Here is a 13,070-nt window from a genome sequence, read left to right on the forward strand (position 1 = left end):
TCGACGCCGGTAGGCCAATCGTAACTATATGTGCGGGCTGCTAGGTCGCGTTAAGTTAGAGAATGAGGCGCTCGACTTCAGAGTGTCTATGGCCGAAATCGAACGCCTCAGCGAACGTATCGCGTGGATCGACTTGTCGTTTGTGGAGCGAGATCGAACGCCGCGATGGGCGATTGAAGTAGGGATCCGCGGTCATTTGGCCGGTATGTCACTACGTGAGGTAAGTAAATTTCTCGAAAGCTTTGGGATCAATCGGAGTCACGTCGCTATTCATAACTGGGTTCATAAAGCCGATCTACAGCCGATCTCGACCGTCTCCGAGGATCAACTTGCGGTTGACGAAAAGATGATCCGCCTCCATGGCCAGAAGTTCTGGCTGTACGGCGCGGTTGATCCACAGACGAACGAGATCCTTCACGTGAGCCTCTATCCGACCGCAAATAAACAGACCACGCGATGGTTTCTCACCGAGCTACACCGCCGCTATCAACTCAATGACGTGGAATTTCTCGTCGATGACGCAGACTATCTCGGATCAGTTCTCGCTGAAGATGGCTATCGATTTCAAATCATTCGACATGGAAATCGGAATGCCATCGAACGTGTCTTTTGGGAAATAAAACGATGAACATTATCGTTTGCGAATAGTTTCAGCAATGTCGCGCTAGAGACAGCTCAAAACTGGCTCGAAGCCTTCGCCGTCTACCACAATTCACGCCAAACTTAATATGACCGGCTGCTGCTGTCGACGTGATGGCAGACGTTCCAACCGACGACCCGACCGGCACAGTTACGAACGACTACTTTGAGCAGGAGTACGAAGTGAGTGCCGCCGAGGCCGGTGAGTTCCTCGCCGAACTGGGCGAACAGCTCCAGTCCGGGGACGGGGACGTGACGGTCTCCGGCGACGACTGGGACCTTCCCTTCACTTACAGGGAGCCAGTCGAACTCGAGTTCGAATTCACCGGCGGCCACGATTCGGAACTGGAGATCGAGGTCGAACTGTCGACGGCGGGCGACGAGTCGCCCCCGTCGCTCGGCTAGTCGGTGTACGTCGTGAGCGACGCGACCCGGTCGCCCTCGACCCGGTGGACGTCGACGAAGCCGAACAACTCGTCGCCGTCGACCGCCCGAAGGCGACCCCGGGCGAACGTCTCTCGCTCCCCGGCACACACCGAGTCGAGGACGTGTTCGGTGTCCGTTCGGGGTCGCTCCTCGCGCATGAACCGGACGAACCGGTCCCGGCCGTCGAGGGTGCGGTCCGGCCGCCGGTGGACGAACTCCGGGTCGAGGAGGCTCCGGAGGCGGTCGTACTCCCCGGCGTCGATGGCGGCGTAGAACGCCCGAACCGTCCCCGCTGCCGTCGCGTCCCCGCCGGCGTCGTCGTCCATACCCTCCGGTGGGGGACGGCGGGGGAAAATCGTTGCCGTCGCCCCGGTCCGCTTTTGTCCGTCGACCGCCTGCCTCCGGCGTGGACCTGCACGTTCGCTACGCGGGCGACGACGACCCCGAGAAGTGTACCGCCCGCAAACTCGCGCGGTTCGACCTCGCCGACCTCCACCGTTCGGACCGCGCGACACCGCATGGGGTCGTTCTCAATCCACACGCCGAACGGGCACTCTCCCCGGCCGATGTGACGGAAACGCTCGTGGCGCTCGACTGCTCGTGGGAGTCGGCGGACGAAGCCCGGTTTTCCCTCCCCGGCGACCACCGGGCGCTCCCCTATCTGGTCGCCGGAAACCCGATCAACTTCGGCAGGCCGTTCCGTCTGACGACCGTTGAGGCTCTCGCCGCCGGCCTGGTCGTTCTCGGTCATCGTCCCCACGCCGAGCGTATCCTCTCGAAGTTCACGTGGGGCGAGACGTTTCTCGAACTCAACGACGAACCGCTCCGGCGGTACGCCGACTGCGCGGACTCCGAGGCGGTCGTCGCGGTTCAACAGGAGTATTTGGACCGATAACGCGGCGAGCGCCGGAAGGACGGTCTTTTATCCGCGGGAGTTGAAAACACGACAATGATTTTCGAAGCCCTGCCGACCACGCCTCGGTCGGAGGAACTCATCGACAAGGCCTTCTCGCGGGCCGCCCGCTCCGGTCGCGCGAAGTCGGGACTGGAGGCCCAGCAGTCGATGCTCCAGACGGCGGGCAACATCCTCTCGGACAATCTGGAGAACGTGGTGACGGAGTGGCCGGATTTCGGCGTCGTCGACCCCTTCTACCGCGAACTCGCCGACGCCGTGTTGCGCGGCTCGATGCCTTCCCGTGCCGGCGACGACGGGACCGAACAGGTGGGCGTCGACGCCCTCCGGGCCAGTCTCTCCGAGGTGACGTGGGCTGGCCGACAGGTCGAGGCCATCCAGCGGGAGTACAACGGCAAACTCCGCAACGCCGACCTGGAGACGGCGCGAAAGCACCGCAAGCAGGCGTTCGCACGGATGGCGGACGTTGTTGAGGAGGTCGAGACCGACCTTCTGCGGATCGGCGAGGCACGGAACGCGCTCCGTGACCTGCCGGACATCCGCCCGGACGAACCGGCCATCGTCGTCGCCGGCTACCCCAACGTCGGCAAGTCGTCGTTCGTGAACGCGGTCACACGCGCCGACAACGAGATCGCGCGCTACCCGTTTACGACTCGGGGCATCCAGATCGGCCACCTCGAACGCGACCACGTCCGCTACCAGATCATCGACACGCCGGGCCTGCTCGACCGCCCGGCCGACGAGCGAAACGACATCGAGAGTCAAGCGGTGAGTGCCCTCGGACATCTGGCCGATGCCGTCCTCTTTGTCGTCGACGCCAGCGGGGCGTGTGGCTACCCCACCGACGCCCAACTCGACCTTCGTGATTCGGTCGTCGATCGGTTCGACGCCCCGGTCATCACCGTCTGTAACAAGAGCGACCGTTCCGACGATGTGGATGCCGACGCCTACATGAGCGTCACCGACGGGGAACGCGTTGAGACCGTTCTCGATCTGGCCGTCGACGCCGTCGACTGGGAGCCGGACCTTCCCTCGCGCTAGGCCGTGGCGTCGGTGCCACCGACGCTCGCGGTCACCTCCGGATCCGTCGCACCGTTTTCCTCCGTGTCGACCCGTACCCGCCGGCCGGCGACCGTCGCACACCCCCGCCTCGACGCACGGCTATGTGTCCACGACAACGAGGCCACCGGAGACACGGCCGAGTCGCCCGACGGGAAGCGGTGTGAGAGCGTCGACCCCTCGCCATCGAGAGTGTGACGGGGCGACTCCAACCTGCCCGCCGACACCGCCACCCGGACGAGTCACACGGGACCGTGTCCCGCCCACCCCGCCCGTTCGACGGAGCGCCGCCCGCGTTCCCGGCACCGACGCCCGCGGAATCAGTCCTCGACCGTCGCTTCCGACCCCGTCCGGTCGGCGAACTTCTCGCGCACCTTCCGCATCTTGGGGCGGATCTGCACCTGACAGTACGCCTGCTGTGGGTTGTTCGCGTAGTAGTTCTGGTGGTACGGGTCGGCCTCGTAGAACGTCTCCAAGGGCTCGATTTCGGTGACGATCGGGTCATCGTAGTCGTCGGCGAGGCGGTCGACAACGGCCTCGACGGTCGCCCGTTGCTCGTCGTCGTGGTAGAAAACGGCCGAGCGGTACTGTGACCCCACGTCCGGCCCTTGTCGGTCCTCGGTGGTCGGATTGTGAAGGGTGAAAAACACCTCCAACAGGGTCTCATAACCCACCACGTCGGGGTCGTACTCGACCTGCACCGCCTCGGCGTGGCCGGTCCGACCCGAACACACCGCCTCGTAACTGGGGTTCTCGACGTGCCCGCCACAGTAGCCCGAGGTCACCTCGTCGACCCCTGCCAGTTCCTCGAAGGGCGCTTCCAGACACCAGAAACACCCGCCTGCAAGCGTCGCCACCGCGTGGTCATTGTCGTCGGTCATACGCCCATGTAGGGGCCGGCCCCGTATGTACTCCGTGCCCGGCAGGAAGCTTTTCGACCCTGCCGTCCCAGATAATGGTATGCCCTCGCTTGATGACACGGTGACCGACCGGTTGCGGGCGGTCGTCATCGTGCTTCTGGTCTCCGGTGTCGGCCTTGGCGTCGGTGTTGCGCTCGTGGTGGCGCTTTCGCTCGGACTGACGGCCCGTGGTGTGGAGCCGTCGCCGGTGACATTTCTGGTTATCTCGCTCGTGTCCGTCCAAGGCGTCGCCTTCGGCGGTGTCGCCCTGAGCTACCTCCGTCTGCGCGACCGGTCGCTCCGGAGCCTCGGCGTCCGTCTCCCGTCGATCCGTGAGGTCCTGATCGTCGTCGGCGGGTACGCGGCGGCGCTCGTGGCCGCCGTTGTCGGGTCGATCGTTGTTTCCGTGACCGGCGCGCCGGCCGGCGAGAACCAGGTCTCGGAGTTCGCCAGCACCGATCCGACGGTTCTGCTCTGGCTCATCCCCGCCTCGATACTGCTCATCGGCCCAGGCGAGGAACTCCTCTTCCGTGGTATCGTTCAGGGCCGCCTCCGTGAAACGTTCGCCGCCGTTCCCGGTGTCGTTCTCGCGAGTGCCCTTTTTGCGGCAATCCACTACGTCGCGCTGACCGGTGGGGCGGGCGGCCGACTCGTGACGGTGGGGGTTCTCTTTTTCCCCGCACTCGTCTTCGGCGGCGTCTACGAACTGACCGACAACCTCGTCGTGCCGTCGCTGGTTCATGGGGCGTACAACGCGACGCTGTTTGCCTTCGCTTATTTGGCGATTCGGCTGTCCGAGAGCGGTGGACTTCCCGAACAGGGGGCGTCCGTCGTCGTCGTGGTGACGGCGGCGCTCCCGGGCTGATCCGGCCGGGAGCGGAACGCTTACCGCCACGCCCGGGGAAACCGGGGTATGCGCGAACGCTTCGAGCTCCGGCGCGGTGACGCACTCGGCCGGATTGGGGAGTTGACCGTCCCCCACGCCGGTCGAACCGTCGAGACGCCGGCACTCCTCCCCGTCATCAACCCCAATCTCCGGACGGTGTCGCCCGCCCGCCTCGAAGCCGAGTTCGGTGCCGACGCCCTCATCACCAACGCATACATTATCCGCGGGACCGAGGACCTCCGCGAGCGGGCACTCGATGAGGGACTCCACGAGATGCTCGAGTTCTCGGGTGTTATCGTCACCGATTCCGGCTCCTTCCAGCTTTCCGAGTACGGCGAAATCGACGTGACGACCCGCGAGATACTCGACTTTCAGCGCGCCATCGGCTCCGACGTGGCGACGCCGGTCGACGTGCCGACGCCGCCCGACGCCACCCGCGAGACCGCCGAGGCCGATCTTGAAACGACCGAACGGGCCCTCGCCGACGCCGAGGCGGTCGACACCGGCGAGATGCTTCTCAACGCGCCGATTCAGGGGTCGACACACCTCGACCTGCGGGAGGCGGCCGCCCGTCACGCCGACGCCACCGACCTCGACGTGTTTCCCGTCGGCGCGGTCGTTCCGCTGATGAACGACTACCGCTACGCCGACGTGGTCGACGTTGTCGCGGCCGCGAAACGGGGACTCGGCGCGGACGCCCCCGTCCACCTCTTCGGTGCGGGCCACCCGATGATGTTCGCGCTCGCGGTCGCGATGGGGTGTGACCTCTTCGATTCCGCGGCCTACGCCATCTACGCCCGCGACGGGCGTTATCTCACCGTTCGCGGGACGAAACACCTCGCCGACATCGACTACTTCCCCTGTTCGTGTCCGATCTGTACGTCTCACACCCCCGAGGAGCTCCGCGCGGCGGAGAACGGTGAGCGGGATCGTCTGCTGGCCGAACACAACCTCCACGTCTCCTTTGCGGAGATCCGCCGGATCAAAACGGCGATCCGCGAGGGGACTCTGCTGGAACTCGTCGAATCGCGCGCCCGTGCCCACCCCGCGATGCTCGACGGCTACCGGACGCTTCTGGACCACGCCGAACGGATCGAGCGCCACGACCCGGCCTCCAAGGGCACCTTCTTTTATTGTTCGACCGAAAGCGCCCGCCGGCCCGAGGTGGTCCGCCACCACGGCCGCCTCACCCGTCTCGACGCGCCCGACTGCCTCCTGTTGACCGAAGGTAACTCGCCCTCGGACGACCGCTTCGACGCCGCGTGGCGCGTCCTGCCGCCCTTTGGTCCCGTCCCTCGGGCCCTGTCGGAAACCTACCCCTTCACCGCCGAACTCCCCGACCGGATCGATCCGGCCGCACAGGTGGCCGCCGCCCGCGGGGTCGTACGCCTCGTCGCCGCGAACCCCGAGACGAGCGTGACGCTCGTCCACGACGACTGGCCGGCGTCGGCGCTCACACCGATCCCCGAGTCGGTGACCGTCGAATGCCTCGGCCGGCGGCATACCGGCGGCGTCGACCGAGACTGACCGTTCGTCCGAGGGTCTGCGCACCCACACATCATTCATATACACGCAGACCGTATGTGCCAGTGACAGATGTCCAACCGATCGCGCTCAGGCGACCCGACGGATCGAGACCACGACGCGCCGTCGACAGACGGGGTGACACGTGACGACCCGCTTTCGGCCGACACCGCCGAGGAACTCCGGGCCATCGCCGACCGGATCGACGACCTCGCCGGGTCGCTCCCGATCGGGCCCGCCCGACACCACGCCCGCCAAGCGGCCATGGCGGCCCGAACGACCGCCGACGGCGAGGCAAATCCCGTGGCCCGCCGCGTGGCCCTCGGCGAACTCGTCACGGAACTCCGAACCGCCGCCGACGAGGCCGCGGCGACCAGGACGCAGTACGAGTTTCTCGAATGCTTGTACGAGGACGCGTTGCCGGTGACCCGCGACGCGAGCGGCGCGATATACGGCTGAGTCCGGCCCCGTCACGGTCGGCCGGCACATACCGGCCTGCGCACCGTCCGTGGTACCACGACTCTCGGAACGGTTATACCCTGTCGGGGTGTACGTATGTTTGTAATGGCAAACGGTAAGGTTGATTTCTTCAACGATACAGGCGGCTACGGCTTCATCGAGACTGACGACGCGGACGACGACGTGTTCTTTCACATGGAGGACGTTGGCGGTCCGGACCTCGAAGAGGGACAGGATGTAGACTTCGAAATCGAGGACTCACCGAAGGGTCCGCGCGCGACGAACCTCGTTCGTAACTGATTCGTTCGTAACCGATCTCGACACGGCCGCCTCGCGGCGACACCGACCGAGACGCTCGTTTTCACGATACTACACGCCGAGCGACCGCTCCGGCCGCCGGCGTCAGCCACGGATCGTGTCCTCGTCGTTCATCCGACCACCGACATCCCACGAGTCACACCGTTCGGTCTCGTCGTCGACGCCCGTGTCACAACACGAGCCTCAAGAGGCCATCGTCGAGCGTCCGGCAGGCCGGTCCGATGGCCCCGATGGCTCCCGATCCGCCGACAGAACCGCCGCGATGGTCTCGCGGTCCCTCCGTCGGTGTGCCCCGTCACAGGCCGTGCCGGGACGTGGACGGCTACAAACGCGGTCGGAACGCAACGTAGTTCCGCCTCGGCCACGAGGCTCCCGCATGACCGAGTACTTCGAGGTACACGGGCGCGACGGGGCCGCCCGTCTGGGCGAACTCCGCCTCCGTGACCCCACGACGACGCCCGCTATCGCCGACGATGTCGTCGTCGACGCCGGAAGCCTGTGGGCCGCCGACCGCGACCACCCCACTGGAACCGACGCCGAACTGACGATCCTCCCGCATCGGGGCTTCCCCGCAGGGACCGACCCGACCGTACAGGACACCTTCACCGTCGACTATCCCGATGTCGATTATCCGAGTGCGGGCGTGATCACCGCCGAGACGGCCGACGACTACGGCTGTGACGCCTACGTTCTCTCGAACGCCGCCGGTGTCGTCGGCCATGGCGCCTCCTTCCGCGACGAACTGATCGCCGTTCGAGAGGCGATCCCACCGGACACCGCGCTCTACCTCGCCGGCGTCGCGACGCCGGCGAACGTCGCCAGCCTCGTCGCCGCCGGCGTCGACCTCGTCGACACGAAACTGGCGCGGGTAAAGGGCCGACAGGGGCGTTATCTCACCACGGAGGGCGAGTACCATCTCGACGAACTCGACGAACTGCCCGGTGCCTTTCCGTCCGATCCACCGGTCGATGCGTTCGACCGCGAGGCCTGCGTCGATCACAACGTCGCCGTTCTCCGATCCGCGCTCGCGACCGTCCGGACGCGGATCCGACGGGGCCGGCTCCGGGACTACCTCGAAGGCCAAGCCCGCCACGAGAACTGGCTGACCGCCGCGTTCCGGGAGTTCGATCAGGAGTACGGTTATCTGGAGCGACGGACGCCCGTGCTCCGCGACACGGAACTCAGCGCCGCGAGCGAGGACACCCTGAATCGCGTCGAGATCCAGCGGTTCGCCGACCGCGTGACAACACGTTACCGAAACCGATTCTCGAACCCGCTGGTGCTCGTGCCGTGTTCGGCGCGCAAGCCATACAGTGACTCCCAGAGCCACGCCCAGTTCCACCGCGCGATCGATTACCGCGGCCACATCGTCTCGATTACCTCACCTATCGGTGTCGTGCCCCAGGAATTGGAGTGTACCTACCCGGCCCAACATTACGACGCGGTGGTCACCGGCGACTGGACCGACGGTGAAAAGCGGTTCGTCGCCACGGTGCTGGAACGGTATCTGGAACGCAACGACTACCCGCGGGTGATCGCCCACGTCTCCGGCGAGGGTTACCGCGACATCTGTGCCCGCGTCGCCGAACGCGTCGACGTCCCCTTCGAGTTCACGGCCGAAGATCACCCCACCACCGACACCTCGCTCTCGAATCTCGATGCCGCGCTGTCGGGCGAGCTCAGATACTCGAAGCGGGAACGCCAACACAACACGATCCGGGCAATCGCGGACTACCAGTTCGGCCCCGGTGTAGGCGACGAACTCTTTTCGAACCTGCACACGACGAGTCACCACCCCAAGCTACAGGTACGCGACGGCGACGGGACACAGCTCGCGGCGCAGGTGCCACAGTACGGCGTGCTCTCCTTTACACTCGCTGGCGCTCGCCACTGGGCCGAGAGCGACGCGCCGACCAAACGGGTCCAAATCGACGGGTTCGTACCTCATGGGAGCGTTCTCGCCCCGGGCGTCGTCGACGCCGCCGACGGGATCCGCGTCGGCGACGAGGTGGTGGTTGAGGGGCCGGCCGCCTTCGGCGTCGGCCGCGCGGCGATGCACGGCCGCGAGATGCGGGCGAGTACCCGCGGCGTTGCCGTCGAGATGCGCCACGTCGAGGCGACCGAGGACAACGTTTAACATGGTCTCCCGACTACCTGCGCCGATGTCATCGTCCCCCCGGCGCGACGTGATCCGGATCGACCTTTCAGCGGGGACCGTCACCCGCGACCGTGTCCCGGCGTCGTGGCGCCGCGACTACCTCGGCGGAAAGGGGTTGGGTGCCCGCTACCTCTACGACGAACTCGATCCCGGAACGGACCCACTTGGTCCGGACAACCGGCTTTGTCTCCTTCTCGGACCGCTCTCGGGTTATCTTCCCGGTGAGTCTCGCTACGCGGCGATCACGAAGTCACCGCTCACCGGGGTCTTTTTGGACTCATACAGCGGCGGCTCCTTTGCCGACGCCCTCGCCGGCGCGCTCCCCGAGGCGTTCGGGTTCGTGATCGAGGGTGTCGCCGACGGCCCTCGGACGGTCACCGTCACCGACGGCGAGGTTCGGATCGAGGACGCCGCCGACCTGTGGGGGGCCGACGCCGCCGAAACCGACGCCGCCATCGACGGGTCGGTCGCTTGTATCGGCCCGGCGGGCGAGAACCGGGTCGCGTACGCGACCATCGCCTCCGACGGCGGCGACCACCACGCCGGTCGGGGCGGGGCCGGCGCGGTGATGGGAGCCAAACGGCTGAAGGCCGTCGCCGTCCGCGGTGAGCCACCCACCCTCCCCGACGAGTTGGCCGGCCTCCGTGACCGGTATGCCGCCGCCTACCGCGACGACGACACCGGCCGGTGGCAGGCCGCCGGCGAGACGGTCGAGAGCGTCGACTTCGCCAACGAGGTTGGCGTTCTCTCGACACGCGGGTGGCAGGGCGGGCGCTTCGACGACGCGGGCGACATCGGCATCGAGGCGGTCCGTGAGGCCGCGACCGGCCGGGAGAACGCCGAGGACGCGGTCCCCGGCGGTTTCCGGGTCGACACCGACGAGGGGGAGTCGATCCCCCGCGGCGGCGCGTTGATGTCCCTCGGTGCGGGCCTCGGCGTCGACGACGTCGAGACGGTGGTCCGCTTGGCCTCGATCTGTGACCGTCTCGGAATGGACGCCATCAGCGCCGGCAACGCGGTGGCGTGGGCGATGCGCGCCGGTGACGGTGTGGGACGTGGTTCCGCGGGCGGTAGCCCACAGGCCGGTAGCGGAGAGGGGTCACGCTCCCCGGACCCGACCGGCCGATCCGACGGCCTCGACCCCGACCTTTCGTTCGGCGACGCTGACGCCGCCGCCGCGCTCCTTTCGGCCATCGCCACCCGATCGACAGACCTCGGTGACGTTCTCGCCGACGGCGTGGCACGCGCCGAAAAGCGCCGCGACGGCGGCGCGGTCCCGACGGTGAAGTCGATGGAACTGCCGTCGTACGACCCCCGCGGGGCGGCCGGAATGGCGCTTGCATACGCCACCAGCGACCGCGGGGGCTGTCACCGCCGCGCCCGCCCGGTCGAGCGCGAGGCGTTCCAACGCGACGAGTGGACGACCGCCGACCGTGTCGCCACCGTGATCGGCGCACAGAACGTCCGGTCGACGCTCTGGAGCCTCGTTGTCGATGACTTTGCCGGCGAAACCATGTGGAGCGACCTCGGCGCGGAGTGGTTGGCCGCGGTCGGCATCGAGTACGACCGCGAATCGCTCGCGACGCTTGGCGAACGCGTCTGGACGCTCGTGCGCCTGTTCAACGTCCGCGAGGGGATCGACCGCGCCGACGACTCGCTTCCGGATCTGTTCGAGGAGCCACTCCCCGACGGCCCGGCCGCCGGTCGGACGGTCGACCGCGAGGCGTTCGACGCCATGCTCGACGCCTACTACGCGGCTCGAGGCTGGTCTCCCGACGGTGTCCCGACCGCCGACACGGTCGATCGGTTGGGACTACGCGCCGTTGTCGACGACGAAACGCCGCTCGGATCGGCCACCGCGGCGGGTGACGGGAACACGTCCACCGACGGCCCGCGCGGCCGGGGCCCGTGACCGACCGTCGTCCGACGGGGTCGAACCCCTCGCGACCCCACCCCTGTTACCGGTGTGGGGAGACGATCGAACCCGGACACGTCTACGGCGTCCTTGACCTGCTTGATGCGGACGGCGATCTTCAGGTGTTACTTTGTCGGCGCTGTGCCGCGGCGCTCCGTGACTTTCTCGAGTGAGGTGTGGTTGGCCGGGGTCGGGAGCCTTTTGCCCCTCCGGACGCACGCTCGGATATGGACGAGTTCGACCTCGGCGTTCCGCGCCAGATTCTGGAATCGCTCCCTGAAGACGACGAGGCCGCCCGACAGGACATGCAACGAGCCGTCGCGGGGCTTGAGGCCCGCCTCAACGAGACCGTCGAGGCCGCCGAAACGGAGCGCGAGGCCGCAAGCGGCGTCGCCGACGGCTTGGAGCGACTGGAGGACCAACTCGAACAGTACGACGACTTTGTCCCCGAACTCCGGGCGTGGGGCCAGTCGCCCATCTACGCCATCGCGTGGCGCAACCTGCAGGCGGATCTTATCATGCAGATCCAGGACGTTGGCTGGCTCGCCGGCCACCTGGACCGCGAACGGACCTACCGCACCGTCGACGACGGCATCCGCCTGAGCGATATCTGAGCCACACCCGCACGGCTCCGGCCGCCGCGCGTGGGTCGCGTGACTTTTCACTACGGCCGCTCATCCAACGGTATGGATCTGGAACTGCGATTCTTCGCGACGTTCCGCGAGGCTGTCGGTCAGAAGGAGCTTGAACGAGAGTTCAAGAACGGGTCGACTGTCGGCGACGTTCTCACGACGCTGGAAACGGAGTACGACGGCATGGAGGGACAACTGCTCGACGACGAGGGTGAGCTACAACCCAACCTCAACATCCTGAAAAACGGCCGCGAGGTGCTCCACATGGAGGGGTTGGACACGGTCATGGAAGACGGCGATACGCTCTCGGTGTTCCCCCCGGTGGCGGGCGGATGACGCCCGATGAGTGGGTGACGCGGGAGCGGTCCTTCCGCGGCATCTCGAAGCGTCTGGCGATCAACTATCTGGAGACGCTGGGTGCCGACCGGATCGACGACGATCGGGTCGAGGCAGAGGCGTGGGCGGCGACGCTCTCGGAACAGACCGTCGGCGTCGGACCGTCGGTGTCGCTGACGCAGGTCGACCTCGTTTTCGAGGGCGACCCCGAGGGCCTCGACGACCTGATCGAACGGTTCGCCCGCAAGGCGATGCGAGCCGGGGGATAACGGTGTCCGGCGCGCCGAACTCCCCGATCGACGGGCAGGTGTTTATGCTCGCCGCGGCAAAGGCGAGCGTCGGTCCCGGCTCGCTGTCGGACCTTCTGGCACGGGTTCAGACCGACCTCGCCGACCGCGTTGACGCCTACCGCCGGGAGTTCGAGCGGGTCGACGACGACGACGGTGACCGGGAGGTGTTTCTCGTCCCGGCCGACCACTGGGAGTCGGTCGGCGAGCGTCTCGGCTTCGGCCGGCGTGAAACACGGGCGGTCGCCCGCACCCACGCCGAACAGCTCCGCCGGATCGGCTCCGACACCGGCCGCCGCGAGGAGTTCGAGACGGCACTGGAGATCAGGCAGGCGGTCGTTGTCGGCCGCTGACGGTGCCGTGTCGGGCTATTGAACTCGTTGTGTGCTCCCGCCCCGGGTCGACCACACGCGCTAAACCGTTCTCGAAAAAACCGGTGTCGGCTGTCCACGCCGGCGGCCCTGTGCCGACCCCGACCCGGACCCCGAAACGACGCGGACCCGCCTGACAGCACGCTTGTTTTCGTCGGCCGAAGACGATGATCCCCGCCGGCACCCGCGGCGGGACCGGAGACACCTCCGAACCGGTCACGGAGCCGTGGTCTCGAACCGAAAGGTCG

16 protein-coding genes and 1 pseudogene are annotated in these 13,070 nt (G+C 66.9%); 15 read left to right on the forward strand and 2 right to left on the reverse strand.

Annotation, left to right across the window (positions count from 1 at the left end; all coding sequences use genetic code 11):
- The first annotated feature begins 88 nt into the window (after positions 1 to 88).
- Positions 89 to 727 (forward strand): annotated as a pseudogene (locus tag Q0925_RS00425) (IS6 family transposase).
- Between the two features lie 26 nt (positions 728 to 753).
- A complete protein-coding gene (locus Q0925_RS00430; RefSeq protein ID WP_299330637.1) occupies positions 754 to 1,044 on the forward strand; it encodes an amphi-Trp domain-containing protein in 291 nt (96 codons plus the stop codon).
- Here the strand turns inward: Q0925_RS00430 and Q0925_RS00435 are convergent.
- Entirely contained in the window at positions 1,041 to 1,391 is a 351-nt protein-coding gene (locus Q0925_RS00435) for a nuclear transport factor 2 family protein (RefSeq protein ID WP_299330640.1), read from the reverse strand. The two genes, Q0925_RS00430 and Q0925_RS00435, sit on opposite strands and share 4 nt — an antisense overlap.
- A gap of 80 nt (positions 1,392 to 1,471) precedes the next feature.
- Between Q0925_RS00435 and Q0925_RS00440 the strand changes: the two genes are divergently transcribed.
- Positions 1,472 to 1,960, forward strand: coding sequence for a DUF367 family protein (locus Q0925_RS00440; protein ID WP_299330643.1), 489 nt, complete (start codon positions 1,472 to 1,474; stop codon positions 1,958 to 1,960).
- 54 nt (positions 1,961 to 2,014) lie between these two features.
- Positions 2,015 to 3,019 (forward strand): NOG1 family protein, encoded by a 1,005-nt coding sequence (locus Q0925_RS00445; protein WP_299330645.1) that lies wholly within the window; start codon positions 2,015 to 2,017, stop codon positions 3,017 to 3,019.
- 338 nt (positions 3,020 to 3,357) lie between these two features.
- On the opposite strand, the gene msrA is transcribed toward Q0925_RS00445, so the two are convergent.
- Positions 3,358 to 3,918 (reverse strand): peptide-methionine (S)-S-oxide reductase MsrA, encoded by a 561-nt coding sequence (msrA, locus tag Q0925_RS00450; protein WP_299330646.1) that lies wholly within the window; start codon positions 3,916 to 3,918, stop codon positions 3,358 to 3,360.
- Positions 3,919 to 3,997: 79 nt separating this feature from the next.
- Between msrA and Q0925_RS00455 the strand changes: the two genes are divergently transcribed.
- The 11 genes from Q0925_RS00455 to Q0925_RS00505 all read left to right on the forward strand — a co-directional run bounded on the left by Q0925_RS00455 (position 3,998) and on the right by Q0925_RS00505 (position 12,804).
- Positions 3,998 to 4,801, forward strand: coding sequence for a CPBP family intramembrane glutamic endopeptidase (locus Q0925_RS00455; RefSeq protein ID WP_299330649.1), 804 nt, complete (start codon positions 3,998 to 4,000; stop codon positions 4,799 to 4,801).
- A 48-nt stretch (positions 4,802 to 4,849) separates the two neighbouring features.
- Positions 4,850 to 6,349, forward strand: a complete 1,500-nt coding sequence (tgtA, locus tag Q0925_RS00460; RefSeq protein WP_299330652.1) for a tRNA guanosine(15) transglycosylase TgtA — start codon at positions 4,850 to 4,852, stop codon at positions 6,347 to 6,349.
- Between the two features lie 69 nt (positions 6,350 to 6,418).
- Positions 6,419 to 6,805: a hypothetical protein gene (locus Q0925_RS00465; protein ID WP_299330654.1), complete on the forward strand. Its 387-nt coding sequence runs from the start codon at positions 6,419 to 6,421 to the stop codon at positions 6,803 to 6,805.
- 105 nt (positions 6,806 to 6,910) lie between these two features.
- The gene (locus Q0925_RS00470) at positions 6,911 to 7,105 is read left to right on the forward strand and encodes a cold-shock protein (RefSeq protein ID WP_299330656.1); all 195 of its coding nucleotides are present in this window, start codon (positions 6,911 to 6,913) and stop codon (positions 7,103 to 7,105) included.
- 394 nt (positions 7,106 to 7,499) lie between these two features.
- The gene (arcS, locus tag Q0925_RS00475) at positions 7,500 to 9,260 is read left to right on the forward strand and encodes an archaeosine synthase subunit alpha (RefSeq protein ID WP_299330659.1); all 1,761 of its coding nucleotides are present in this window, start codon (positions 7,500 to 7,502) and stop codon (positions 9,258 to 9,260) included.
- Between the two features lie 25 nt (positions 9,261 to 9,285).
- On the forward strand, positions 9,286 to 11,193 hold the full coding sequence (locus tag Q0925_RS00480; RefSeq protein WP_299330662.1) for an aldehyde ferredoxin oxidoreductase family protein: 1,908 nt from the start codon (positions 9,286 to 9,288) through the stop codon (positions 11,191 to 11,193).
- Positions 11,190 to 11,369 (forward strand): hypothetical protein, encoded by a 180-nt coding sequence (locus Q0925_RS00485; RefSeq protein WP_299330664.1) that lies wholly within the window; start codon positions 11,190 to 11,192, stop codon positions 11,367 to 11,369. The genes Q0925_RS00480 and Q0925_RS00485 overlap by 4 nt, the downstream gene beginning before the upstream one ends.
- A 54-nt stretch (positions 11,370 to 11,423) precedes the next feature.
- The gene (locus Q0925_RS00490; protein WP_299330666.1) at positions 11,424 to 11,810 is read left to right on the forward strand and encodes a hypothetical protein; all 387 of its coding nucleotides are present in this window, start codon (positions 11,424 to 11,426) and stop codon (positions 11,808 to 11,810) included.
- A gap of 72 nt (positions 11,811 to 11,882) precedes the next feature.
- Positions 11,883 to 12,164, forward strand: coding sequence for a ubiquitin-like small modifier protein 1 (locus Q0925_RS00495; protein ID WP_299330669.1), 282 nt, complete (start codon positions 11,883 to 11,885; stop codon positions 12,162 to 12,164).
- Entirely contained in the window at positions 12,161 to 12,433 is a 273-nt protein-coding gene (locus Q0925_RS00500) for a hypothetical protein (protein WP_299330672.1), read from the forward strand. Before Q0925_RS00495 ends, Q0925_RS00500 begins: the two co-directional genes overlap by 4 nt.
- A gap of 2 nt (positions 12,434 to 12,435) precedes the next feature.
- Complete coding sequence (locus Q0925_RS00505) at positions 12,436 to 12,804, forward strand: hypothetical protein (protein WP_299330675.1); 369 nt, start codon at positions 12,436 to 12,438, stop codon at positions 12,802 to 12,804.
- Positions 12,805 to 13,070: the final 266 nt, after the last annotated feature.

It is taken from the genome of Haloplanus sp., assembly GCF_028275055.1.
GTDB lineage: Archaea > Halobacteriota > Halobacteria > Halobacteriales > Haloferacaceae > Haloplanus.

Excerpts from the sequence above, each read along its gene's own strand:
- Q0925_RS00495 (WP_299330669.1), top strand. The coding sequence starts at position 11,883 with ATGGATCTGGAACTGCGATTCTTCGCGACGTTCCGCGAGGCTGTCGGT.
- msrA (WP_299330646.1), bottom strand. The coding sequence starts at position 3,918 with ATGACCGACGACAATGACCACGCGGTGGCGACGCTTGCAGGCGGGTGT.
- Q0925_RS00500 (WP_299330672.1), top strand. The coding sequence starts at position 12,161 with ATGACGCCCGATGAGTGGGTGACGCGGGAGCGGTCCTTCCGCGGCATC.
- arcS (WP_299330659.1), top strand. The coding sequence starts at position 7,500 with ATGACCGAGTACTTCGAGGTACACGGGCGCGACGGGGCCGCCCGTCTG.
- tgtA (WP_299330652.1), top strand. The coding sequence starts at position 4,850 with ATGCGCGAACGCTTCGAGCTCCGGCGCGGTGACGCACTCGGCCGGATT.
- Q0925_RS00455 (WP_299330649.1), top strand. The coding sequence starts at position 3,998 with ATGCCCTCGCTTGATGACACGGTGACCGACCGGTTGCGGGCGGTCGTC.
- Q0925_RS00465 (WP_299330654.1), top strand. The coding sequence starts at position 6,419 with ATGTCCAACCGATCGCGCTCAGGCGACCCGACGGATCGAGACCACGAC.
- Q0925_RS00435 (WP_299330640.1), bottom strand. The coding sequence starts at position 1,391 with ATGGACGACGACGCCGGCGGGGACGCGACGGCAGCGGGGACGGTTCGG.
- Q0925_RS00470 (WP_299330656.1), top strand. The coding sequence starts at position 6,911 with ATGGCAAACGGTAAGGTTGATTTCTTCAACGATACAGGCGGCTACGGC.
- Q0925_RS00445 (WP_299330645.1), top strand. The coding sequence starts at position 2,015 with ATGATTTTCGAAGCCCTGCCGACCACGCCTCGGTCGGAGGAACTCATC.
- Q0925_RS00490 (WP_299330666.1), top strand. The coding sequence starts at position 11,424 with ATGGACGAGTTCGACCTCGGCGTTCCGCGCCAGATTCTGGAATCGCTC.
- Q0925_RS00430 (WP_299330637.1), top strand. The coding sequence starts at position 754 with ATGGCAGACGTTCCAACCGACGACCCGACCGGCACAGTTACGAACGAC.
- Q0925_RS00480 (WP_299330662.1), top strand. The coding sequence starts at position 9,286 with ATGTCATCGTCCCCCCGGCGCGACGTGATCCGGATCGACCTTTCAGCG.